The organism is Citrobacter telavivensis, assembly GCF_041807075.1.
Classification (GTDB): domain Bacteria; phylum Pseudomonadota; class Gammaproteobacteria; order Enterobacterales; family Enterobacteriaceae; genus Citrobacter_A; species Citrobacter_A telavivensis.
The window spans coordinates 297,779-321,037 of sequence record NZ_JBGUBF010000003.1 but is presented as its reverse complement, the minus strand read 5'-3'; the positions used below and the strand labels follow the sequence as shown (position 1 = coordinate 321,037).

The 23,259-nt window shown below is 53.7% G+C and carries 20 protein-coding genes; 10 read left to right on the top strand and 10 right to left on the bottom strand.

Annotated features, from left to right (window positions below; translation table 11 throughout):
* Nucleotides 1-12: 12 nt before the first annotated feature.
* Both ACERJC_RS16180 and ACERJC_RS16175 read right to left on the bottom strand, forming a co-directional pair.
* A complete protein-coding gene (locus ACERJC_RS16180; RefSeq protein ID WP_187696654.1) occupies nt 13-150 on the bottom strand; it encodes a hypothetical protein in 138 nt (45 codons plus the stop codon).
* Nucleotides 151-269: 119 nt separating this feature from the next.
* Nucleotides 270-1,463: a BaiN/RdsA family NAD(P)/FAD-dependent oxidoreductase gene (locus ACERJC_RS16175; protein WP_152400429.1), complete on the bottom strand. Its 1,194-nt coding sequence runs from the start codon at nt 1,461-1,463 to the stop codon at nt 270-272.
* A gap of 230 nt (nt 1,464-1,693) precedes the next feature.
* Here ACERJC_RS16175 and pitA point away from each other — a divergent pair, with 230 nt between their 5' ends.
* Complete coding sequence (gene pitA, locus ACERJC_RS16170) at nt 1,694-3,193, top strand: inorganic phosphate transporter PitA (RefSeq protein WP_152400431.1); 1,500 nt, start codon at nt 1,694-1,696, stop codon at nt 3,191-3,193.
* 62 nt (nt 3,194-3,255) lie between these two features.
* Here pitA and uspB read toward each other — a convergent pair whose 3' ends face one another.
* Nucleotides 3,256-3,591, bottom strand: coding sequence for a universal stress protein UspB (gene uspB / locus ACERJC_RS16165; RefSeq protein WP_152400433.1), 336 nt, complete (start codon nt 3,589-3,591; stop codon nt 3,256-3,258).
* A 398-nt stretch (nt 3,592-3,989) separates the two neighbouring features.
* On the opposite strand from uspB, the gene uspA reads away from it, so the two are divergent.
* The gene (gene uspA / locus ACERJC_RS16160) at nt 3,990-4,424 is read left to right on the top strand and encodes a universal stress protein UspA (protein WP_000323571.1); all 435 of its coding nucleotides are present in this window, start codon (nt 3,990-3,992) and stop codon (nt 4,422-4,424) included.
* Nucleotides 4,425-4,688: 264 nt separating this feature from the next.
* Entirely contained in the window at nt 4,689-6,167 is a 1,479-nt protein-coding gene (dtpB, locus tag ACERJC_RS16155; protein WP_152400436.1) for a dipeptide/tripeptide permease DtpB, read from the top strand.
* A gap of 88 nt (nt 6,168-6,255) precedes the next feature.
* Here dtpB and ACERJC_RS16150 read toward each other — a convergent pair whose 3' ends face one another.
* On the bottom strand, nt 6,256-6,759 hold the full coding sequence (locus ACERJC_RS16150) for an RrF2 family transcriptional regulator (RefSeq protein WP_061076005.1): 504 nt from the start codon (nt 6,757-6,759) through the stop codon (nt 6,256-6,258).
* A gap of 232 nt (nt 6,760-6,991) precedes the next feature.
* Here ACERJC_RS16150 and ACERJC_RS16145 point away from each other — a divergent pair, with 232 nt between their 5' ends.
* Nucleotides 6,992-8,194: an NAD(P)/FAD-dependent oxidoreductase gene (locus tag ACERJC_RS16145; protein ID WP_373672066.1), complete on the top strand. Its 1,203-nt coding sequence runs from the start codon at nt 6,992-6,994 to the stop codon at nt 8,192-8,194.
* 120 nt (nt 8,195-8,314) lie between these two features.
* On the opposite strand, the gene rsmJ is transcribed toward ACERJC_RS16145, so the two are convergent.
* The gene (gene rsmJ, locus ACERJC_RS16140) at nt 8,315-9,073 is read right to left on the bottom strand and encodes a 16S rRNA (guanine(1516)-N(2))-methyltransferase RsmJ (RefSeq protein ID WP_178827032.1); all 759 of its coding nucleotides are present in this window, start codon (nt 9,071-9,073) and stop codon (nt 8,315-8,317) included.
* A gap of 134 nt (nt 9,074-9,207) precedes the next feature.
* On the bottom strand, nt 9,208-11,250 hold the full coding sequence (prlC, locus tag ACERJC_RS16135; protein WP_152400441.1) for an oligopeptidase A: 2,043 nt from the start codon (nt 11,248-11,250) through the stop codon (nt 9,208-9,210).
* Between the two features lie 297 nt (nt 11,251-11,547).
* Here prlC and ACERJC_RS16130 point away from each other — a divergent pair, with 297 nt between their 5' ends.
* Nucleotides 11,548-12,390: a 23S rRNA (adenine(2030)-N(6))-methyltransferase RlmJ gene (locus ACERJC_RS16130; RefSeq protein WP_152400443.1), complete on the top strand. Its 843-nt coding sequence runs from the start codon at nt 11,548-11,550 to the stop codon at nt 12,388-12,390.
* Nucleotides 12,391-12,461: 71 nt separating this feature from the next.
* Nucleotides 12,462-13,814 (top strand): glutathione-disulfide reductase, encoded by a 1,353-nt coding sequence (gene gorA, locus ACERJC_RS16125; RefSeq protein WP_373672065.1) that lies wholly within the window; start codon nt 12,462-12,464, stop codon nt 13,812-13,814.
* Between the two features lie 63 nt (nt 13,815-13,877).
* Here the strand turns inward: gorA and ACERJC_RS16120 are convergent, their stop codons facing one another.
* A complete protein-coding gene (locus ACERJC_RS16120; RefSeq protein WP_373672064.1) occupies nt 13,878-15,089 on the bottom strand; it encodes a hypothetical protein in 1,212 nt (403 codons plus the stop codon).
* A 392-nt stretch (nt 15,090-15,481) separates the two neighbouring features.
* Between ACERJC_RS16120 and ACERJC_RS16115 the strand changes: the two genes are divergently transcribed.
* Entirely contained in the window at nt 15,482-17,131 is a 1,650-nt protein-coding gene (locus ACERJC_RS16115; RefSeq protein ID WP_152400449.1) for an alpha,alpha-trehalase, read from the top strand.
* A gap of 3 nt (nt 17,132-17,134) precedes the next feature.
* Here ACERJC_RS16115 and ACERJC_RS16110 read toward each other — a convergent pair whose 3' ends face one another.
* On the bottom strand, nt 17,135-18,715 hold the full coding sequence (locus ACERJC_RS16110; protein WP_286631902.1) for an STY4199 family HEPN domain-containing protein: 1,581 nt from the start codon (nt 18,713-18,715) through the stop codon (nt 17,135-17,137).
* Between the two features lie 152 nt (nt 18,716-18,867).
* Here ACERJC_RS16110 and ACERJC_RS16105 point away from each other — a divergent pair, with 152 nt between their 5' ends.
* Complete coding sequence (locus ACERJC_RS16105; protein WP_373672063.1) at nt 18,868-19,422, top strand: GNAT family N-acetyltransferase; 555 nt, start codon at nt 18,868-18,870, stop codon at nt 19,420-19,422.
* 10 nt (nt 19,423-19,432) lie between these two features.
* Here ACERJC_RS16105 and ACERJC_RS16100 read toward each other — a convergent pair whose 3' ends face one another.
* Nucleotides 19,433-20,032, bottom strand: a complete 600-nt coding sequence (locus tag ACERJC_RS16100) for a response regulator transcription factor (RefSeq protein WP_373672062.1) — start codon at nt 20,030-20,032, stop codon at nt 19,433-19,435.
* A 358-nt stretch (nt 20,033-20,390) separates the two neighbouring features.
* Nucleotides 20,391-21,149 (bottom strand): SDR family NAD(P)-dependent oxidoreductase, encoded by a 759-nt coding sequence (locus ACERJC_RS16095; protein WP_042323126.1) that lies wholly within the window; start codon nt 21,147-21,149, stop codon nt 20,391-20,393.
* A gap of 119 nt (nt 21,150-21,268) precedes the next feature.
* Between ACERJC_RS16095 and ACERJC_RS16090 the strand changes: the two genes are divergently transcribed.
* On the top strand, nt 21,269-22,168 hold the full coding sequence (locus ACERJC_RS16090) for a LysR family transcriptional regulator (RefSeq protein ID WP_373672061.1): 900 nt from the start codon (nt 21,269-21,271) through the stop codon (nt 22,166-22,168).
* Nucleotides 22,169-22,215: 47 nt separating this feature from the next.
* The gene (gene yhjD / locus ACERJC_RS16085; RefSeq protein ID WP_152400459.1) at nt 22,216-23,244 is read left to right on the top strand and encodes an inner membrane protein YhjD; all 1,029 of its coding nucleotides are present in this window, start codon (nt 22,216-22,218) and stop codon (nt 23,242-23,244) included.
* Nucleotides 23,245-23,259 lie beyond the last annotated feature (15 nt).

Here is a 23,259-nt window from a genome sequence, read left to right as displayed (position 1 = left end):
CTGAACGGGCGTTCAGCGGTATCTTCCCTCCGGGATAAGAAGGAAAAAGTGAGGATGACCAGGCGGCGTACAGGCGTCATAACGACGCTCGCCGTGAAGGAAAGTGAATGACAGAGAGGTGCGAAAATCGGGTAGTAATGTTGTCATCATCAGCGTTCCTGGCCGTAAATGAAACACGCATACTCATAGCTAGTATCAATGAAATACTAGCATCATTATGGATGATGTCTATTCGCTTATGGTTTGTAATGATATACGAGGTGAATAATTCACGCCCCAGCCAAATCCTGCGCACAGGCCCAGGCGCTGGACCACGCCCACTGGAAGTTGTACCCCCCCAGCCAGCCGGTGACGTCCATCACTTCGCCAATAAAGTAGAGACCCGGTACCTTGCGCGCTTCCATGGTCCGTGACGACAGTTCGTGGGTGTCTACCCCACCGAGCGTCACTTCCGCCGTGCGATACCCTTCGGTGCCGTTCGGCTGTACCCGCCAGTCGGTCAATGTGTCAATCAGCGTCTGCTGGTCACGAACGTTGAGCTGTTTAAGCGAGACATCAGGGATCTGACCGAGCTGTTGCAGGCACTCCACCAGACGCTTCGGCAGCAGCATCGCCAGCGTGTTTTTCAGGCTTTGATTCGGATGAGCGCTGCGCTGTTCGTCAAGAACATCATTCAGGCTGACATCCGGCAGTAAATTGATGCTGACAAATTCGCCAGGCTGCCAGAAGCTGGAAATCTGTAAAACCGCCGGGCCTGAAAGGCCACGATGGGTAAACAGCAGATTTTCGCGAAAGACGGTGCCGTCCTGCGCGGTGATAACCGACGGGACGGAAACGCCAGAGAGCACCTGAAGCTGCTCCAGCAGCGGCTTGTGCAGGGTAAACGGCACCAGCCCGGCGCGGGTAGGCAGAACCTTCAGGCCAAACTGCTCGGCAATTTTATAGCCAAACGGCGTCGCGCCCAGACCCGGCATCGACAGCCCGCCGGAAGCAATCACCAGCTTTTTCGCGCCGACGGTGGCCCCGTTCAGCTCCAGCGTAAAACCGTCATCATCCTGCGCAACGCTCAGAACTTCACAACGTAAGCGCAGGGTCACATTGCCTTTTTCGCATTCCGCCACCAGCATATCGACGATTTGCTGGGCGGAATCATCGCAAAAAAGCTGCCCGAGCGTTTTTTCATGCCAGGCGATACCGTGCTTACCGACGAGATCGATAAAATCCCACTGGGTATATCGCGCCAGCGCAGACTTGCAAAAATGCGGGTTCTGACTCAAATAGGCCGCCGGCTCAACATAAAGGTTCGTAAAGTTGCAGCGACCCCCACCGGACATGAGGATCTTGCGGCCAGGCTTCTTACCATTATCAATGAGCAGCACCCGACTGCCAGCCTGTCCTGCCTGTGCTGCACAGAACATACCTGCCGCGCCAGCGCCTATAATAATGGCATCAAACCTTTCCACTTTACGTTCCTCTCTGAATTCAGGGCGTGAATTGTAAAGTTATCTCAGTGGTCGCACCAGCGAGAAAATCCTCAGGAAGAAGTATTTGCATGAAATATATAAGATAATTCTTTATAGGCACTATTGTATTCAGACGTTAAATCAAAAAAAGTCTATATTTCACTTTGCCCGCGCCGCTAAAGTCACTGATAATGCGCCGCGTTCATGTCCTCAAGATGGCGTAACGTCCTATGCTACATTTGTTTGCTGGCCTGGATTTACATACCGGGCTTTTATTATTGCTTGCTCTGGCTTTTGTGCTGTTCTACGAAGCAATTAACGGCTTCCATGATACAGCCAACGCAGTTGCAACCGTGATCTACACCCGTGCGATGCGCTCGCAGCTTGCGGTGGTCATGGCTGCCGTGTTCAACTTCTTTGGTGTGCTGCTGGGCGGTCTCAGCGTAGCCTATGCCATCGTGCATATGTTACCGACCGATCTCCTGCTCAACATGGGATCTTCGCATGGACTTGCGATGGTGTTCTCCATGCTGCTCGCCGCCATCATCTGGAACCTGGGTACCTGGTACTTTGGTTTACCCGCATCCAGCTCTCACACGCTGATTGGCGCGATTATCGGCATCGGTTTAACCAATGCGCTGATGACCGGCACCTCAGTGGTGGACGCACTCAATATCCCGAAAGTCATGGGCATTTTTGCCTCGCTGATCGTCTCGCCCATCGTTGGTCTGGTGGTCGCAGGCGGCCTGATTTTCATTCTGCGTCGCTACTGGAGCGGAACCAAAAAACGCGCCCGTATTCACCTCACCCCAGCTGAACGTGAAAAGAAAGACGGTAAGAAAAAGCCGCCGTTCTGGACCCGTATCGCCCTGATTCTCTCGGCTATCGGCGTCGCCTTCTCGCATGGTGCGAACGACGGTCAGAAAGGCATTGGTCTGGTTATGCTGGTTCTGATTGGTGTGGCACCGGCAGGCTTCGTGGTGAACATGAACGCTTCGGGTTACGAAATCACCCGTACCCGTGATGCCATCAATAACGTCGAAATCTACTTCCAGCAGCATCCCGATCTGCTGAAGAAAGTGACGGGCGTCGATCAGCTGATTCCGTCTCCGGAACCGGCCGCAACGCAGCCGACGGAATTCCACTGCCATCCGGCAAACACCATTAACGCGCTGGATCGCGCGAAGGCGATGTTGTCGAACAACGTGGAAAGCTATGACAAGCTGAGCGTTGAGCAGCGCGGCCAACTGCGTCGCATCATGCTGTGCATCTCCGATACGACCGATAAAGTAACGAAGCTGCCGGGCGTGAGCGCTGACGACCAGCGTCTGCTGAAGAAACTGAAAACCGATATGCTGAGCACCATTGAGTATGCGCCTATCTGGATAATCATGGCGGTCGCGCTGGCGCTGGGTATTGGTACCATGATCGGCTGGCGCCGTGTGGCAACCACCATCGGTGAGAAGATTGGTAAGAAAGGCATGACCTATGCTCAGGGAATGTCTGCACAGATGACAGCAGCCGTCTCTATTGGTCTCGCCAGCTACACCGGGATGCCGGTATCCACCACCCACGTTCTCTCCTCCTCTGTGGCGGGGACGATGGTTGTCGACGGTGGGGGTCTGCAACGTAAAACGGTGACCAGCATTCTGATGGCGTGGGTGTTCACATTACCCGCCGCGATCCTGCTGTCCGGTACGCTGTACTGGATCTCGCTGAAGCTTATCTAAGCGAAAAGAGAAAAGAAGTTACCGAAGCAAGCGGGTCAGGAAACTGGCCCGCTTTTTTACGCTCAGTGCCAAATCATCAAAGCAATAAGACTGATCACCACGAGCCCGCACAGCGCGCTGGTCAAAATGAACTGACGACGTACCCGTTCACAGCGGCGGATGAATTCATCATCATGATGATCGCGGTATCGCTGGGCGTAGATATACCACACCAGGCGTACCTGCTTATTGGGTTGGCCGTGCGAGGTGAAAAAGCCGCCCCCATCTACATATTGATAGAGCAAAGGATCGCAACCACGAAGTACCACGAGCAGCGCGCGTAAAGACGAGAAATAGCGCGCCATATTCACAATGCAAACAACACATAACGCCCAGAATAATGCAACGGTGCTTATCATACGACCTCCCCGGCGACCCGCCCACGGAGCTCCGCTCCGGGACTACCGCTCCCCGAAACCTGCCAGACAGTCAATGAAAAAGTACGACTAAAAACCGCTCATTTTGAGCTTATCATTTGAGCGGCTCTCTAAATAGTGTAGGAGATCAGTTAATTTTTTTGCCAGAAGGTTAATCACTATCAATGCAATTATCTAAATTTTTTGTTTAACTATCTGGTAAGCAAGGCGGATTGACGGATTATCCAGGTCGCTATAATGTAAGGATAGTCTCTACAATCCATCGCGGCTGAGCTAGCCCCGCGTAGACATACCGCACAGTTCGCAGGACGCGAGTGATGAAAAGGTAGAAAAATCGCTAGCTGGCTGGTCATCGACAACTTTATGGAAGGAGTAATACTATGGCTTACAAACACATTCTCATCGCGGTTGATCTTTCACCGGAAAGCAAAGTTCTGGTCGAAAAAGCGGTCTCTATGGCACGTCCGTACAACGCAAAGGTTTCCCTGATCCACGTTGATGTAAACTACTCTGACCTTTATACCGGCCTGATTGACGTCAATCTGGGCGATATGCAAAAACGCATTTCTGAAGAAACCCACCACGCGCTGACCGAACTGTCCACTAACGCAGGCTATCCGATCACCGAAACCCTGAGCGGCAGCGGCGATCTGGGTCAGGTGCTGGTAGACGCTATCAAGAAATACGACATGGACCTGGTTGTTTGTGGTCACCACCAGGACTTCTGGAGCAAACTGATGTCCTCCGCACGTCAGTTAATCAACACCGTTCACGTCGACATGCTGATTGTTCCACTGCGCGACGAAGAAGAGTAAAACACGTCCAGCCGGATTCCCCGGCCATGTCAGAGCGCCCGCCTTTGCGGGCGTTTTTGTTTCTGTCATTCCCGAAAACGATCAGTACAACCTCCCACCTCATTAATCATAATTAGTGTGATCAACTGATTAGAACGAAATCAATCTGTATAATACTCTACACCACCGGCTAATAGCCGCAGTCTATAACAGAGTCAGACTTTTTCGGCGCGTTTTGTATTACGCGTTCATACTTTTCGGGATGGCATTGAAAGGCGAAGCAATATGAATACATCTGCACCTACGGGTTTGCTGCAGCAACCCCGCCCGTTCTTCATGATCTTTTTTGTCGAGTTATGGGAACGATTTGGCTATTACGGCGTTCAGGGTATCCTGGCGGTTTTCTTTGTTAAGCAACTCGGATTCTCGCAGGAACAGGCGTTTATCACCTTCGGCGCCTTCGCCGCACTGGTGTACGGTCTGATCTCAATTGGGGGTTACGTTGGCGACCACCTGCTCGGCACCAAACGGACGCTGGTGCTGGGCGCTGTTGTACTGGCACTCGGCTACTTTATGACGGGAATGTCGTTGCTCAAACCGGACCTCATTTTTATCGCTCTTGGGACGATTGCCGTCGGCAACGGCCTGTTTAAGGCGAACCCGGCAAGCCTGCTCTCCAAATGCTATCCGCCAAAAGATCCGCGTCTGGATGGCGCCTTCACCCTGTTCTACATGTCGATTAACATCGGTTCGCTGCTGTCGCTGTCGCTGGCGCCGGTGATCGCGGATAAGTTTGGCTACGCCGTCACCTACAACCTGTGCGGGGCGGGACTGATTGTCGCGCTGCTGGTCTATTTCGCCTGCCGCGGTATGGTGAAAGATATCGGTTCCGAGCCAGACCATCTGCCGATGAGCTTCCGCAATCTGTTGTACGTCCTGATTGGCACCGTGGCGATGGTCTTCCTCTGCGCCTGGCTGATGCACAACGTGAAAATCGCCAACCTGGTGCTGATTGTGTTGTCGCTTGTGGTGACGATTATCTTCTTCCGCCAGGCCTTCAAACTGGATAAAACCGGTCGCAACAAGATGTTTGTGGCGTTTATCCTGATGCTTGAAGCGGTACTGTTTTACATTCTGTATGCGCAGATGCCCACTTCGCTGAACTTCTTTGCCATCAACAACGTTCACCATGAGATCCTCGGTTTCACCCTTAACCCGGTGAGTTTCCAGGCGCTCAACCCGTTCTGGGTGGTGGTTGCCAGTCCGGTGCTGGCGGCTATCTACACGCGTCTGGGCAGCAAAGGTAAAGACCTGACGATGCCGATGAAGTTTACCCTCGGGATGTTCCTGTGCTCGCTGGGCTTTCTGACCGCCGCCGCCGCAGGGATGTGGTTTGCCGACGCGCAGGGGCTGACGTCGCCGTGGTTTATCGTGCTGGTCTATCTGTTCCAGAGTCTGGGCGAGCTGCTGATTAGCGCGCTGGGACTGGCAATGGTGGCGGCGCTGGTGCCGCAGCATCTGATGGGCTTTATCCTCGGGATGTGGTTCCTGACGCAGGCCGCCGCGTTTCTGCTGGGGGGCTATGTCGCCACCTTTACCGCCGTACCGGAGAACATCACCGACCCGTTGCAGACACTGCCTGTCTATACCGGCGTGTTCAGTAAAATCGGATTAGTGACGCTGGCGGTCACGGTTGTGATGGCGCTGATGGTGCCGTGGCTGAACCGGATGATTAATACGCCGGATAGCCATCAATCATCATAACCCTTCGCAGGCCCGATAGCGTTACGCTATCGGGCAGTCAAACCGGTGCCGGATGGTAGCGTAAACGCCCTATCCGGCCTGATTTCGTTCATCCTTTGCGTACGTTGATCCATTCCTGCACTTCGACCACAAAGGTCTCGGGTGCTTTGCGATACATTTTGCGCGCCAGGTCCAGAATCGTATGCTGTCCTAATGCCTCTTCCATACGCTGCTGCGCCATATCCATCACCGAGCGTACGCCGCAGATCCCTTCACAGGCCCACGCGGGCGGTTGTTCCTCAAAAACCGCGAGTCGCTGGCGAATCTCCCGACATTCAAAGATGCGCTTGTCACCGTCGATAGCGTTAACCACATCCAGCACCGTAATGTGCTCGGCAGGTCTGGCAAGCTGAAAACCGCCGCCTTTCCCCTCGATGCTACGCACCAGTCCCGCCTTCGACAAACGGGTAAATATTTTGGCCAGATAGTCGTAGGGCACGCTTTGCAGATCGGCAATTTCGCGCACGCTCATATCGCGGGCGTCCCCTTTGCTATCCACCATACACATCAGGCTATGAATGCCGTACTCAACCCCGGAACTGTAGAATGCCATGCTCTTATCTCAGCCAAAATAATTCTGAGTTATTGTAGCTTTTTCATCATCATCATTCCAGATGAGAAGAAGAAACCCATTGAGATAAAATATTTAATTCATTAATTTTCAATACGATAAATGCATTTTACGCCACTACCTCCCCGTAAAGAATGAAATCACATTGCATCTTTTAACTACGACAAATAAAATCCGAGTAAATTAACCATCATGACTACCGGATAAAACCATCATGCGTAAACAGATTCTGATCGTCGGTGCAGGTTTCTCAGGGATGTGGGCAGCGCTTAGCGCGGCCCGGCTGCTTGAGAAAGAGGCCAACCCACACATTGATATCACCGTCATTGCTCCGCAGCCCGAGCTGCGCGTTCGTCCGCGTTTTTATGAAAATGCGGTTGAAACACTCGTTGCCCCGCTCCAGCCGCTGTTCGATGTTACCGGCGTTAACTTTCTGCGTGGGACGGTCAGCCAGATCCTTCCCGCATCAAAAGAAGTGAGCTGGACGGATGCCAGCGGTGAAACGCGTTTGCAGCGCTATGACCGCTTAGTCCTCGCCAGTGGCAGTCACGTAAACCGCTCGCAGGTGGCCGGTGCGCAGGCCCACGCCTTCGATTTGGATCAGCTGGAAAGTGCCGCTGTACTTGAAAAGCATTTACAGAGTCTGGCAAGCCAACCCGAGAGTGAAGCGCGTAATACCGTGGTCGTCTGCGGGGGCGGTTTTACCGGCATTGAAATGGCGCTGGAGCTGCCGGGCCGTCTGCGCGACATTTTTGGTGCTGAAGCTAAGACCAGAGTAGTCGTAGTAGAACGCGGCCCCCAGCCAGGTTCACGCTACAGCAACGCATTGCGTAACGTCATTGTCGAAGCCTCGGCTGAACTGGGTGTGGAATGGCAGGTAAACGCCGACGTGGAAAGCGTGAATGCCTCAGGCGTTACGCTGAAGGACGGACGAACTATCGCTTCACAGACCGTCATCTGGACCGTGGGTGTCCAGGCTAACGATCTGACGACACAAATTGATGCCCCACGCGACCGTCAGGGTCGTCTGCACGTCAACGCTAACCTGCAAGTGGTGGGTTATGACGATATTTATGCCACCGGCGATGTGGCTTACGCCGCCACTGACGATAAGGGCAATCACGCATTAATGACCTGCCAGCATGCGATCCTGCTGGGTAAATTTGCCGGGAACAATGCCGCAGCCAGCCTGCTGGACGTCGCCCCCCTGCCGTATCGTCAGGAAAACTACGTCACCTGTCTGGATTTGGGGGCCTGGGGTGCGGTCTATACCGAAGGATGGGATCAGCAGGTAAAACTGACGCGTGCCGAGGCGAAGAAACTGAAGCTGTCGATTACTCGTGAGCTTATCTACCCGCCGAAGGCCGATAAAGCCGTCGCGTTTGAGATTGCCGATCCTCTGGCACCATTTGTGTAATCCGTATTGCCGGATGGCGGCTCACGCCTTATCCGGCCTACAAAAGACAAACGACAAACGACAAACGACAAACGACGCTAAATCGTAGGCCTGATAAGCGCAGCGCCATCAGGCAATTTGTTAATCCGCCAAAGGCGTGCCGGCATAAATATCAAACCGGTGCCCTTTGGTCACCACCGCATTCGGCGTGGCGACATCCGCCAGCGGCGGCGCATAGTCCGGACGTTTCACCACCACGCGTTTAGTCGCGAGTTGACGCGCAGGTTCGAGCAGACCGTCAGCGTCCAGATCCGGTCCCACCAGCGACTGAAATACCCGCATCTCTTTCTTCACCAGCGCGCTTTTCTGCTTATGGGGAAACATAGGATCGAGATAAACCACCTGCGGACGCGGCGTGATATCGGTCAGCGCCGTCAGGCTGGAAGCATGAATCAACTGCAAACGCGCCTGCAACCACGGGCCAATTTCCGCATCGGCATAGCCGCGTGCCAGTCCGTCGTCGAGCAACGCCGCCACCACCGGGTTACGTTCCAGCATCCGCACATGACAGCCGACGCAGGCAAGGACAAAGGCATCACGTCCCAGCCCTGCCGTGGCATCCACCACATCCGGCAAATAATCGCCTTTGATACCGACCGCTTTGGCGACCGCCTCGCCGCGACCGCCGCCAAATTTGCGCCGGTGCGCCATCGCCCCGCCGACAAAATCGACGAAAATGCCGCCGAGCTTCGGTTCATCACGTTTACGCAACTCCAGATGTTCCGCAGTCAGCACCAGCGCCATCAGATGGTCTTCATCGTGTTCCAGCCCCCAGCGGGCAGCCAGAACAGATAAGGCGCCGTCTCCGGCGCCCGTTTCATCAATTAAGCAGATTTTCACTTCCGCTTTACCCTAAATAATTCGAGTTGCATCGAGGCAACAAGGGAATAAATCCCTGGGAGCGTACAAACAGTACGCGACCAGGGTGAATGAGTGCAGTTGCCGAAGAGGCGGCTTGAAGTATGACGGGTAAATTAACCTTTGATTCCGTAATGCTCCAGCATCGCGTCGAGCTGCGGCTCGCGGCCACGGAAGCGTTTGAACAGTTCCATGGGTTCTTCGGAGCCGCCGCGCGTCAGGATATTGTCGAGGAACGACTGACCGGTATCGCGGTTGAAAATCCCCTCGTCTTCGAAGCGGGAGAAGGCATCCGCAGCCAGCACGTCAGCCCACAGATAGCTGTAATATCCCGCCGCGTAGCCGCCGGCGAAAATATGGCTGAAGGCATGCGGGAAGCGGCCCCATGACGGTCCCGGCACCACGGCGACCTGTTTTTTAATCTCCGCCAGCGTTTCAAGGATTTTTGCCCCTTGCTGCGGGTCAAATTCCGCATGCAGACGGAAGTCAAACAGACCGAACTCCAGCTGACGCAGGATGAACAGCGCCGCCTGGTAGTTCTTCGCCGCCAGCATTTTATCCAGCAGTTCTTTCGGCAGCGGTTCGCCCGTCTCGTAATGACCGGAGATAAACGCCAGCGCGTCCGGCTCCCAGCACCAGTTTTCCATAAACTGGCTCGGCAGTTCGACCGCATCCCACGGCACGCCGTTGATCCCGGAAACCCCTGCGGTTTCGATACGGGTCAACATGTGGTGCAGGCCGTGACCAAACTCGTGGAACAGGGTGATCACTTCGTCATGGGTAAACAGCGCCGGTTTGCCGTTGACCGGGCGGTTAAAGTTACAGGTCAGGTAGGCGACCGGTTTTTGCAGAGAACCGTCCGCTTTGCGCATCTGACCGACGCAGTCGTCCATCCACGCCCCGCCGCGTTTGTTTTCACGGGCGTACAGGTCAAGATAGAAACTGCCGCGCAGTTCGTTGTTTTCGTCATACAGTTCGAAGAACCGCACGTCCGGATGCCAGACATCCACATCGTGACGCTCTTTCGCGGTGATGCCGTATATGCGCTTCACCACTTCAAACAGGCCGTTCACCGCTTTGTTTTCCGGGAAGTACGGACGCAACTGTTCGTCGCTGATGCTGTAAAGGTGCTGTTTCTGTTTTTCGCTGTAGTACGCGATATCCCACGGGTTCAGCTCATCAACGCCAAACTCTGCTTTTGCGAAAGCACGCAGTTGCGCCAGCTCTTTCTCGCCCTGCGGACGCGCGCGTTTTGCCAGATCGGTTAAGAACCCCAGCACCTGCTGCGGGTTTTCCGCCATTTTAGTGGCGAGCGATTTAAAGGCGTAGCTTTCAAAGCCCAGCAGTTGCGCCAGTTCATGACGCAGGGTGAGAATCTCTTCCATCACCGGGCTGTTATCCCATTTACCGGCGTTCGGCCCCTGATCGGAGGCGCGGGTCACATAGGCGCGGTACATCTCCTCACGCAATGCCGGATTGTCGCAGTAGGTCATCACCGGCAGATAGCTCGGGATATCCAGCGTCAGCAGATACCCTTCCTGCTCTTTCGCTTCAGCCTGCGCTTTCGCCGCCGCCAGCGCGCTTTCCGGCATCCCGGCTAGCTCTGCTTCGTCAGTAATCAGCTTCGTCCAGCCCATGGTGGCGTCGAGCACGTTGTTGCTGTACAGGTTGCCAAGCTCAGACAGGCGGGTGGCGATCTCTCCGTAACGCTGCTGTTTTTCTTTCGGCAGGCCAATCCCGGAGAGTTCAAAATCACGCAGCGCATTATCAACGGCTTTTTTCTGCGCGGTATTGAGTGTGGCGTAATGGTCGCCATCACGCAGGTCGCGGTATGCCTTATACAGACCTTCATGCTGACCAACCCAGGTGCTGTATTCCGACAACAGCGGCAGGGTTTGCTCATAGGCTTCGCGCAGTTCCGGGCTGTTTTTCACTGAATTCAGATGGCTGACCGGAGAAAAAATACGCCCCAGGACGTCATCGACTTCCGCAAGTGGTTGGCAAAGATTTTCCCAGGAATACGGTGCGCCCTGCGCGACCACACGTTCCACATTCTCACGGCAGTCGTTCAGCGCTTTGGTGACGGCGGGAACAACATGCTCAGGCTTGATTGCGGAAAACGGCGGCAGTTCGAAGGGAGTCAGTAATGGATTCGTCATATGCACAGTCCTGGTTAAAAAGGGGGAAACAAACGCGTATGCGCGTTGTTGTCGGGTGGCGGCTGCGCCTTACCCGACCTACAAAGGCAGGGACCCGTAAGTCGGATAAGACGCGTTAGCGTCGCCATCCGCCATGTAATGTATGTAGCATGGGGTTAAGTGTAGTGAATTTCAATGCCAGGCGTTGCGCTTTCGCGGCAGCGGTGACTTTTCTGTATACTGTGGCGATATGCTTTTTTTCGCCCGAAAGCGTGACGCTGCTCGGGCCTACGTTTATAACCTGGAACACGTTTACCCATGCTCAGTTATCGCCACAGCTTCCACGCTGGCAACCACGCCGACGTCCTTAAACACACGGTTCAGAGCCTGATCATCGAGTCGCTTAAAGAGAAAGATAAACCGTTTCTCTATCTGGACACCCATGCAGGCGCGGGCCGTTATCAGCTAAGCAGCGAGCAGGCTGAACGTACCGGCGAATACCTGGAAGGCATCGCTCGCGTCTGGCAGCAGGACGATCTGCCTGCCGAGCTGGAGCCATACATTGGCGTGGTCAAACACTTTAACCGCAGCGGACAGCTGCGTTACTACCCGGGTTCTCCGCTTATTGCCCGTCAGCTGCTACGCGCGCAGGACAGTCTGCACCTGACTGAGTTACACCCGAGCGACTTCCCGCTGCTGCGAGGAGAATTCCAGAAAGATGAGCGTGCCCGCGTGGCCCGTGCCGATGGTTATCAGCAGTTGAAGGCGAAGCTACCGCCGGTCTCCCGTCGCGGCTTGATCCTCATCGACCCACCTTACGAAATTAAATCGGACTATCAGGCCGTCGTCGCCGGGATCAACGAAGGCTATAAACGTTTTGCCACCGGGACATATGCCCTGTGGTATCCGGTCGTATTGCGTCAGCAAATCAAGCGCATGGTGCATGACCTGGAAGCGACCGGTATCCGTAAAATCCTGCAAATTGAGCTGGCGGTGCGCCCGGACAGCGACCAGCGCGGCATGACCGCCTCCGGCATGATTGTGATCAACCCGCCATGGAAGCTGGAAGCGCAAATGAACACCGTGCTGCCCTGGCTACACAGCAAGCTGGTGCCAGCAGGTACCGGGCATACCTCGGTAAACTGGATCGTGCCAGAGTAATCGCAGCCATCGGTGAAACCTGGTGATTTCAGGTATACAATCGCGGCAATCAGAATGGAAGGATAAGACTCATGAGCAAGCATTATGACTACATCGCCATCGGCGGTGGTAGCGGCGGTATCGCCTCGATTAACCGTGCAGCCATGTACGGCCAGAAGTGTGCGCTGATTGAAGCCAAAGAACTGGGCGGCACCTGCGTCAACGTTGGTTGCGTCCCGAAAAAAGTGATGTGGCATGCTGCACAAATCCGTGAAGCGATCCACCTGTACGGCCCGGACTACGGGTTTGACACCACGATCAATAAATTCAACTGGGATACGCTGATTGCCAGCCGTACCGCCTATATCGACCGCATTCACACCTCGTATGACAACGTGCTGGGTAAGAATAACGTTGATGTGATCAAAGGCTTTGCCCGCTTCGTCGATGCCAAAACGATCGAAGTCAACGGTGAGACCATTACCGCTGACCATATCCTGATTGCCACCGGCGGTCGTCCGAGCCACCCGAATATTCCGGGCGTGGAATACGGTATCGACTCCGACGGTTTCTTTGAACTGCCAGCCCTGCCTGAGCGCGTCGCCGTTGTCGGTGCCGGTTATATCGCCGTGGAACTGGCGGGCGTGATTAACGGTCTGGGGGCCAAAACCCATCTGTTCGTGCGTAAACACGCGCCGCTGCGCAGCTTTGATCCGATGATCACCGAAACCCTGGTCGAAGTGATGAATGCCGAAGGGCCGGCGCTCCATACCCATGCGATCCCGAAAGCGGTGATAAAAAATGCCGACGGTAGCCTGACGCTCGAACTGGAAGACGGTCGCAGCGAAACGGTCGATTGCCTGATTTGGGCGATTGGTCGCGAACCGGCCACCGATAACTTCAACCTGGCCGCGACTGGGGTAAAAACCAACGAAAAAGGGTATATCGTTGTCGATAAATACCAGAACACCAGCGTGGATGGAATTTATGCCGTCGGTGACAATACCGGTGCCGTCGAGCTGACTCCGGTTGCCGTTGCGGCAGGCCGTCGTCTTTCCGAGCGTCTGTTTAACAACAAGCCGGACGAACATCTGGACTACAGCAACATCCCGACCGTGGTCTTCAGCCACCCGCCGATTGGCACCGTGGGTCTGACTGAACCGCAGGCGCGCGAGCAGTATGGCGACGATCAGGTGAAAGTGTATAAATCCTCATTTACCGCAATGTATACCGCGGTGACCTCGCACCGTCAGCCGTGCCGTATGAAGTTAGTCTGCGTTGGCCCGGAAGAGAAAATCGTCGGCATCCACGGCATCGGCTTTGGCATGGACGAAATGTTGCAGGGCTTTGCGGTGGCGCTGAAAATGGGCGCCACCAAGAAAGACTTCGACAATACCGTCGCCATTCACCCGACGGCAGCGGAAGAGTTCGTGACCATGCGTTAATCGTTAAAATAACAAGACTTATCTACCCGGATAAGTCTTGTTCAATAAGGCATGTATCGCGTCTTATCTGGATAAGATAATTTCCGATTGAAAAATTTCACCAAAATTCAGTCGAGATGCAAATTCTGTCGACATAATACGATTTCTTCGTGCAGTCGCAAGTCGATAAGCAAAAGACTCGACAATAGGCCCATCATTATATTGACGTATTAAAAGATCTTCTATTGCTTCATTATTTATCTCTTGTCTGATAATAACTTTAGAGATTATTTTATCGTCTACGACCACAGACCTGGGTAGTTCAATAACGCGCTCTCGACCGTTAAAATGTTTTTTTATTTTTTGTGTATCCAGAAACTGGCGAAGCTCAAAATAAGATCGCTGTTCCCGTTCTTTAACCCATTCCACACGATGACTTTCAGCCGTTCGACTTTTATATCGATTTACATCAGGAGTACGTCCCAAAGGGGCCGCAATACGTTCAGCTGTGATTTCCAGCCCGGACAAACGCAGATATTTGGATATCGCACCACGAGTAATCGCATCCTCGGCATAGATCATATTCTGTTCATCGACCTCAAAGGGTTCGTCGGGTTCCGGATCCACGATTTTCAGAAGGCTTGAGCTACGGTTCTCAATACCGATACTCAAGCCACAGGCTAGCCTTTGTCCGGTATGCCCTGTCGGGAAAACAATCGATTTCTTTTGTACTATCCCACCCGTACCTTTCTTCCCTTTTATCCCCAGTTGCTTATCGCTGTATTCGGGTCCTGATTGAGTACCTTTACATTCGATAACATGCCAGTCGCCATAATGATCTTTGGCTACAAAATCAGGGGTCTTATTAGGTCCGCGCTTACCTGTTCTTACGGATTTTGCATTAACGGATGCGGCTATTTTTTGTATAAAATAATTACCATCCACAATCTGATTGAGTGAAAGAGAGGACATTAACCAAAGCATAGGAACGCCCATACCAAAATCATCACTCAGTATTGTTTTTTGGTGGGCATCAAGAGCGTAGAAACTATCCGTCAGACGCATATCTTTATCGTTGGTAACAGCTGAAAGATATCTTATCCACGCCCAAAATTCACTTAACGAAACGCCTGTCGATGAGGTCGGCGTCGTTAAATAACCTATCATCAAAAGCATGGAAGGGATATTGATATTATCAATAATAGAACCGTTATGAAAACTTTTTGGAAAGTGTGGTAGTTTATTTTTTTTAGGCCATGTATTCTGATCGATAAGGATTTCCAGTTCTCTATTCATTCCATTTTCCCATTATTCAAACGTCCCATGAATATCATCGATAATAGCAGACACTGTTTAGACAGATTATCTATAGAAAATGCAAAATAATGATAATCGTGTTAGTTAACTAAAAGTATCGATAGATAATACTCCCCATTGCTATGCTATATCTCATACCAGACTGAGGGCTGAACGAATGTTCCTAATTTTGTTTTTCTTTCCAACTTTTCCGTCATCCATTAATCATTTATAAATCAGTCGGATATACAAAAGTGTTCATTTATGGATGCTATATAAACGTGATCTACCGCACGCTTTATCCCCCACGTATCGAAGCGAATGTCTACGCTTAAAAGACAGCCGGGCAACACCCGTATCTTTTACGACGCAATCCGGAGGCCTTTCTCATTATGATCAACCAGAAACTACAACACGCCCCGTCAGAGGAATTCACGATCGACGTCGATCTTTTCTACGAAACGGATCCGTGCGAGTTAAAGCTGGATGAGATGATCGAGGCAGAGCCGGAACCTGAGATGATCGAGGGGCTTCCCGCCTCTGACGCGCTGACGCCAGCCGACCGTTATCTGGAACTCTTTGAGCACGTTCAGTGCTCAAAGATTTTTGCCGACAGCAAAACCTTTCCTGACTGCGCGCCGAAAATGGATCCGCTCGATATCCTGATTCGCTACCGTAAAGTCCGCCGTCATCGGGACTTCGACCTGCGACGCTTTGTTGAAAATCATTTCTGGTTACCGGAAGAGTACGGTACCGAATATGTCTCCAACCCCGAAAATTCCCTGAAAGAGCATATCGACCAGCTGTGGCCGGTGCTAACCCGTGAACCGCAGGATCACATTCCGTGGTCATCGCTGCTGGCACTGCCGCAGTCCTATATCGTACCGGGTGGTCGATTCAGCGAAACCTACTACTGGGACTCCTATTTCACCATGCTGGGCCTCGCGGAAAGCGGTCGAGAAGACCTGCTGAAGTGTATGGCGGATAACTTCGCATGGATGATTGAAAACTACGGTCACATTCCGAACGGCAACCGCACCTATTATCTCAGCCGCTCGCAGCCGCCGGTGTTTGCGCTGATGGTCGAGCTGTTCGAGGAGGACGGCGTACGCGGCGCACGGCGCTACCTCGATCATCTGAAAATGGAGTATGCCTTCTGGATGGACGGCGCAGAGTCGCTGGTGCTCAATCAGGCCTATCGTCATGTCGTCAGGATGCCGGACGGTTCCCTGCTTAACCGCTACTGGGATGACCGCGACACGCCGCGCGATGAGTCATGGCTGGAGGATGTGGAAACCGCCAAACACTCAGGACGTCCACCGAATGAGGTGTACCGCGATCTGCGTGCGGGCGCGGCATCCGGCTGGGATTACTCCTCCCGTTGGCTGCGCGACGCCGGGCGACTGGCAAGCATTCGCACTACGCAGTTTATCCCTATCGATCTCAACGCGTTCCTGTTCAAACTGGAGAGCGCTATTGCCAATATCTCGGCGCTGAAAGGGGAGCGCGACGTTGAAGCGCAGTTCCGCCAGAAGGCGAGCAACCGGCGGGCTGCCATCAATCGCTATTTGTGGGATGAGGAAAATGGCTGCTACCGCGACTATGACTGGCGGCGTGAGCAAATGGCGCTGTTTTCTGCCGCCAGCATCGTTCCGCTCTACGTCGGGATGGCGACCCATGAACAGGCCGATCGGCTGGGAGATACCGTGCGTACCCGTCTGTTGACCCCCGGCGGTATTATGGCCTCCGAATACGAAACGGGCGAACAGTGGGATAAACCCAACGGCTGGGCACCGCTACAGTGGATGGCGATTCAGGGCTTTAAGATGTACGGCGATGATGCGTTGGGAGATGAAATCGCCCATAGCTGGCTCCAGACGGTGAATCACTTTTATCAGCAGCACCATAAGCTCATTGAGAAATACCACATCGCCAGCGGCACCCCGCGCGAAGGCGGCGGCGGGGAATATCCGTTGCAGGATGGCTTTGGCTGGACCAACGGCGTCGCGCGCCGTTTAATCGGGTTGTATGGGGAGCCGTAATGGCTAACGGATCACCTCATAAACGGCGCTCTGGATTTTCAGCCACTTCTTGTTATCCGCGCTGGGATCGGCACGATAGCGTCTCTCTGCCTGCTCGGTATCATGCTGCTGTCGCGATACCACCGCAGGCACCGTGCAAAAGCGCCGCAAATAGGCTTTGTGTTGACTCGTCAACGGCGCGCCGCCAGACATCGCGTGACCAACCGTGTTGATAAACCGGCGACAGGGTTTGTTTTCATCCATCTGTGAGGGATAACGCAACAGCAACTCAAGGACATCCGTATTGTTGCGGGCAAACGCCGCTTCGGTCCACGAGACCTGCCAGTTCATGCCGCCCTGCAAAAAGAGCGCGGTGACCCGGCTGTCATTCCTGTCTATCGCCGCACGCATGTTAAACACATCCCAGGTGATGCCCATCTGCGTCACCATTTCGCGTGCGGAAGGCAATTCGCGCTTAGGTTCCGCCTGAGTGATCTTGATGTTCGGCGAGGGCGCGGGCGGCTGCGAACTCACTAACCACGCACCGCCGCCCAGGATGGCGATCACCATGAGCCCCACCGCGCCCCAGAGCACGCCCGTGATCAGCTGCTCACGTTCTTCTGCCGTACGCAGCGAGCGCTTACGCGGCGGTTCAACAGATTCGCCAATTTCCTCTGTGTCCCCCCCGGCCTGACGGTCCTTTTTCCGCGCGTCCTCCCAAAACTGTGCCAGTTGCCCCTCTTCCACAATCATCAACGTTGCCGGGTTAATGCGGGCGCGTCCCTGTTCATAGGCACGCTGGACGGGACGGACAATATGCTGAAACTGACAGGAGAGTAGCGTCAACTGTGCTGATGACAGCGGCTCTCCGGCCAGCACCGTGTTACGAGCCTGCCGACAGTCATCGAGAAACACCCGCAGCGTCAGACGCGGTTCGACAAACAGGGTCAGCACTGAGGCATCGTTAAAGATTCCGGAATAGTGGCGGGTAAAAATCTTCTTATCGACAATCATCAGCGCCAGCTCACCAAAACGCATGCCATTCAGCGGATCCTGGCGTTCGCCCAGCTTAATCCAGCGCCTGAGCTTATCCGCGCCAAAGTTGTCTTTAAGGTAATTATTGAGCTGCGTTTTATCCGGCCACATCTGCGAGATCAGCGCGGTCAGGGTCAGTTCAATCGCGCGTAACTGCCGCTCTGCGCGCACTTGCTGACTGTGGTCCGCCTCTTCAATCTCTGTTTTAAAATTAAGTAACGACTGATGATGGCGCAGTTGTTCCAGCGACCTGACCACGCGCAGAGCGGCAATCAGTTGGTTTTCACTGACCTCCTGCCCGCTGTCATATTGCGGTACGCACTGCTGAAGATGGCGCAGTTGCAGCGTGAACTGGCTCAACTGAGCGTCGTTAAGGTGCAAACGCCTGGCGACCTGGCTCCAGCCGCCCAGATTCAGCCGGGCCTGATCCAGATGTTCCAGAAACCAGCGCGGATCTTTACCGTCGGAGGCATGCACCCCCAGCAGCAGCAGGATCTCCACCGAGGCCTGGCGGATAATCCCCAGGCAGTGCTCAAAGGTCGTGCGTGTCGTCAAAACGCTAATTGTCATTCTCTTCCTTCGCCAAAAGTGCCCCCATGCGGAGGTCATTAATTTTGTTTTAGTTCTTTGTTTTAATTATTAGTTTTTATAGATATAACAAGTTCAATAATTATTACAGTGACCGCTACGTGAACATTGAGAAATATCTCAGGAGAGAGCCCGTGCCCATACTGAAAACAGCCCGTCTGACCTGCCGCCCTATCGCCCCTGCCGACTGGCCTTTTTTTCTCGCACTCCAGCAAGATAGGAATGTGATGCGCCATGTGGCAGACGCGCGAAGCGAGGGCGAGATTCGGGAAGCGTTCGATTCTCGCTTACCGGCATGGCATCCGGGTGACCCGCACTGGCTGTGTCTGATCCTGTGCGATAACGAAACCCACAATCCCCTCGGTGTAACGGGCTACATTCATCGCGCAGAAGCGTGTGCCGAGGTTGGCTTTTTGTTGGCGCCTGACGCGCAGGGAAAGGGATACGGGACAGAATCGTTACGGGCCGTCTGTGATTACGCATTTACCTGCGGTGGCCTGCGCCGTCTGACCGCCTGCGTCACTGAAGGTAATCAGGCTTCCAGACATGTGCTGGAAAAAGTGGGATTTGTACTGGAAGGCACGCTCAGGGAGAGCTACTGGCTGCAACAGCGCTGGCAGAATGACTGGCTGCTGGGGTTATTAAAACAGGAATATATTACGACCGCAGGATCTCCGGTCGTAATATAACTACAGATTATTACGACTGAACCAACAGCATGGCCGCCTGGGTGCGATTTTTAACATCCAGTCGGCGATAGAGTGATTCAAGATGCGCCTTCACCGTTCCGGTACTAATATTTAGCGCTCGGCCAATTTCCTTATTTGACTCACCTGACGCCAGCATCGCGAGAATCTCTCGTTGACGAGCGCTTAGCGCATTAATATCGCGGCATTCTGTGGGCGGCGTCGTTAACCATTCGCCGGGTAAAAACATCATCCCCATCGCGACGCTATTGATCGCCAGCGCAAATTTTTCCGCCTCAGAATCGCGTGGAATAATGGCCAAAACGTTATATTGCGCCAGCTCCTGCAACCCTTTTTTACCGCAGTCTGTCGCGATAATTAAGGTTTTGACGAGTGGAAACTGTTGCACCATTTTTTGCAGAAGCCAACGGCAGAATTCGCCGTCAAGATCGCCGTCCAGCATAAGCAGGGCTTCCGGGTTCTCTTCCAGTTTGTACCAGAGTTCATCGGCCTGACTGACACCCTGAATACTCACTCCTGGAATTCGCTGTTGTAAACTGATTTTCATTCCATGAATAAATATTGACTGCCTGTCAAACATGATGATTTTCATTACTCTCTCCACCGTTTTCGATAATAATATTAAGGAGGGGAAGGGTATTACCCGACGGGTAAAATAAACATTCGCCATTTGGCGGAGGGTCATTCTACAGATATCGGGATGGGAGAAAAGTAAAAAAATAAATTTTTACAGCTGAAACATGAGAATTACATTCAGGTATAGAAAGCAGGCAATAAAGTAAGACATTCCTTATATCTCACCACTTCTTAAATTAATTGAATATTAAATCACGGAAAGAATAACGAACGCGCATGAGAAAAGAAATTGTCTCCTGCGCGGAATTATGTAACAGAATTAAAATTCGCATTTCATGTTCATTCAGCAAGCACAACGGCTCGCTGAATTCGGCTTACAGGAACATCCCTCCCGAAACTTCGATACGCTGCGCCGTCATCCAGGCCAGCTCGTCGCTGAGTAACGCGGCGATCGCATCGCCAATATCATCGGGAAGACCGGCGCGGCCCAGGGCCGTTTGCGAAGCCACGTACGCATTCAGCTCTTTATTATCCCGCAGGCGTCCACCGCCAAAGTCGGTTTCAATCGCGCCGGGCGCGATGGCGTTGACCGAGATCCCACGCGCACCAAGTTCTTTCGCCTGGTAACGTGTCAGCACTTCCATCGCCCCCTTCATGGATGCGTAGGCGGCGTACCCCGGCAACGCAAAACGCGCCAGCCCGGTTGAAACATTAAGAATACGCCCGCCTTCGTTGATCAGCGGCAGCAGGTGCTGCGTCAGGAAAAACGGGCCTTTAAAATGGATGCGCATCAGTTCGTCAAACATCTCTTCTGACGTGTCGGCAAAGGGCGCATATAAGCCGATTCCGGCGTTGTTCACTAAATAATCAAACGTCTGTCGATTCCAGCGGGTTTGCAACTGCGTTTTCACCTCGGCGGCGAAAGCGACAAAGCCAGCCGTATCACCGACATTCAGTTGAATTGCCGCCGCTTTCCTGCCCTTTTGCTCAATTTCAGCGACGACATCCAGCGCTGCCTGCTGTTGGCTGTGATAGGTAAAGAGAATATCCGTTCCTTTGTCCGCCAGCTTAAGCGCGGCGTTTTTACCCAGTCCGCGGCTCCCGCCGGTCACCAATGCGATACGTTGCGTCATAAGAAACCTCATTTCATCTGTTGTGTTGATTGAGATAAAGCTTATTAGGTGATAGAAAAACAATAAATGTCGCTAATTGCGCATAACTGTTTCATCCGGAACAACAATAGGGTCATAGAATGGATAAAATTCATGCAATGCAGTTATTCATTCGTGTCGCGGAGCTGGAGAGTTTTTCTCGCGCTGCCGACACCCTGGGACTCCCTAAAGGTAGCGTATCGCGCCAGATTCAGGCGCTGGAGAACCATCTGGGGACTCAGCTTTTGCACCGCACCACGCGGCGGGTACAACTGACGCAAGACGGCATGGTCTACTACGAGCGGGCGAAAGACTTGTTGAGCAATCTGGATGAACTGGATGGTCTGTTCCAGCACGATCCCACCAGTATCAGCGGCAAATTACGGGTCGATATGCCGGTTGGCGTCGCACGAAATCTGGTGATCCCTCGACTACCCGCCTTTTTACAGCAGTATCCGGGAATCGAGCTGGAGCTCAGCAGCAGCGATCGGCTGGTGGATTTGATCCGCGAAGGTTTTGACTGCGTGGTGCGGGTCGGCACGCTAAAGGATTCCGGTCTGATCGCCCGCCCGCTGGGCAAGCTTACCGTGATCAACTGCGCCAGCCCGCAGTACCTGGCGCGTTTTGGCTATCCGGAAAGCCTGGAGGATCTCGCTTCCCACGCAGTGGTGCACTACTCGCTAAACCTGGGGACACGACCTCCGGGTTTTGAAATCGCCACCAGCAGCGGGACGCAGTGGATTAAAACCGGCGGCACTCTGACGGTAAACAGCACCGAAACCTATCACGCCGCCTGTCTGGCAGGGCTGGGAATTATTCAGGTTCCTCGTGTCGGGGTTCGTGAGGCGTTACGCAGCGGTACGCTTGTTGAGGTGCTCCCGCAGTACCGCGCCTCGCCGATGCCGGTATCGCTGCTCTACCCGCACCGGCGTAATCTTTCACGCCGCGTGCACCTGTTTATGGAGTGGCTGACCGGCGTGATGAAGGACTACGTGGGCTGAGACGCTATACTGTCCAGAGAATTAACAAAAGAAGGACGCCTGACCTGATGATGCAGGATAACGACGTAAAACGCCCCACTGAGGAACTTGAACACGACCCGGTACGCAAAGTCGACACAGCCGGGGCCGCAAAGCACGAGATGAAAAACGCCGCCAGCGAGAAGCTGAAAACGGTGACCACCACCGTCGAAAAAATCCAGCGCATCCCGGTAATTGCGCACCTGCTCCGCGCGGCAGAACGCTTTAACGATCGGTTAGGGAATCAGTTCGGCGCGGCCATCACCTACTTCTCGTTTTTGTCGATGATCCCCATCCTGATGGTGTCGTTTGCCGCCGCGGGCTTTATTCTCGCCTCACATCCCACGCTGTTGCAGGACATCTTCAATAAAATCCTGATGAACGTCAGCGACCCGACGCTTGCCGCTACGCTGAAAAGCACCATCAATACGGCTGTCCAGCAGCGTACCACCGTCGGCCTGGTCGGATTAGGGATTGCCCTCTACTCCGGGATTAACTGGATGGGTAACCTGCGCGAGGCGATACGCGCCCAGTCGCGGGACGTCTGGGAACGCACGCCACAGGATCAGGAGAAAATCTGGATCAAATACCTGCGTGATTTTATCTCTCTGATTGGCCTGTTGATTGCGCTGATTGTGACGCTGTCGATCACCTCGGTCGCCGGTTCAGCGCAGCAGATGATTATCTCTGCCCTCTACCTCGACAGCATAGAGTGGCTGAAGCCCACCTGGCGGCTGATTGGCCTGGCGATCTCTATTTTCGCTAACTATCTGCTGTTCTTCTGGATTTTCTGGCGCTTACCGCGTCATCGCCCACGTAAAAAAGCGTTGATTCGCGGCACGCTGATTGCGGCGATTGGCTTTGAAGTCATTAAAATCATCATGACCTGGACCCTGCCGGCGCTGGTGAAATCGCCCTCCGGCGCGGCGTTTGGTTCCGTGCTGGGGCTGATGGCGTTCTTCTACTTTTTCGCGCGCCTGACGCTGTTCTGCGCGGCGTGGATTGCGACCGCCGAGTACAAGGACGATCCCCGGATGCCGGGCAAAACGCACCGTTGATTCTCACCCTCTGCC

What these genes read in the sequence shown, in the direction of transcription:
- ACERJC_RS16180 (WP_187696654.1), bottom strand. Translation starts at nt 150, where the DNA reads ATGATGACAACATTACTACCCGATTTTCGCACCTCTCTGTCATTCACT.
- pitA (WP_152400431.1), top strand. Translation starts at nt 1,694, where the DNA reads ATGCTACATTTGTTTGCTGGCCTGGATTTACATACCGGGCTTTTATTA.
- uspB (WP_152400433.1), bottom strand. Translation starts at nt 3,591, where the DNA reads ATGATAAGCACCGTTGCATTATTCTGGGCGTTATGTGTTGTTTGCATT.
- uspA (WP_000323571.1), top strand. Translation starts at nt 3,990, where the DNA reads ATGGCTTACAAACACATTCTCATCGCGGTTGATCTTTCACCGGAAAGC.
- dtpB (WP_152400436.1), top strand. Translation starts at nt 4,689, where the DNA reads ATGAATACATCTGCACCTACGGGTTTGCTGCAGCAACCCCGCCCGTTC.
- ACERJC_RS16150 (WP_061076005.1), bottom strand. Translation starts at nt 6,759, where the DNA reads ATGGCATTCTACAGTTCCGGGGTTGAGTACGGCATTCATAGCCTGATG.
- ACERJC_RS16145 (WP_373672066.1), top strand. Translation starts at nt 6,992, where the DNA reads ATGCGTAAACAGATTCTGATCGTCGGTGCAGGTTTCTCAGGGATGTGG.
- prlC (WP_152400441.1), bottom strand. Translation starts at nt 11,250, where the DNA reads ATGACGAATCCATTACTGACTCCCTTCGAACTGCCGCCGTTTTCCGCA.
- ACERJC_RS16130 (WP_152400443.1), top strand. Translation starts at nt 11,548, where the DNA reads ATGCTCAGTTATCGCCACAGCTTCCACGCTGGCAACCACGCCGACGTC.
- gorA (WP_373672065.1), top strand. Translation starts at nt 12,462, where the DNA reads ATGAGCAAGCATTATGACTACATCGCCATCGGCGGTGGTAGCGGCGGT.
- ACERJC_RS16120 (WP_373672064.1), bottom strand. Translation starts at nt 15,089, where the DNA reads ATGAATAGAGAACTGGAAATCCTTATCGATCAGAATACATGGCCTAAA.
- ACERJC_RS16115 (WP_152400449.1), top strand. Translation starts at nt 15,482, where the DNA reads ATGATCAACCAGAAACTACAACACGCCCCGTCAGAGGAATTCACGATC.
- ACERJC_RS16110 (WP_286631902.1), bottom strand. Translation starts at nt 18,715, where the DNA reads ATGACAATTAGCGTTTTGACGACACGCACGACCTTTGAGCACTGCCTG.
- ACERJC_RS16100 (WP_373672062.1), bottom strand. Translation starts at nt 20,032, where the DNA reads ATGAAAATCATCATGTTTGACAGGCAGTCAATATTTATTCATGGAATG.
- ACERJC_RS16095 (WP_042323126.1), bottom strand. Translation starts at nt 21,149, where the DNA reads ATGACGCAACGTATCGCATTGGTGACCGGCGGGAGCCGCGGACTGGGT.
- ACERJC_RS16090 (WP_373672061.1), top strand. Translation starts at nt 21,269, where the DNA reads ATGGATAAAATTCATGCAATGCAGTTATTCATTCGTGTCGCGGAGCTG.
- yhjD (WP_152400459.1), top strand. Translation starts at nt 22,216, where the DNA reads ATGATGCAGGATAACGACGTAAAACGCCCCACTGAGGAACTTGAACAC.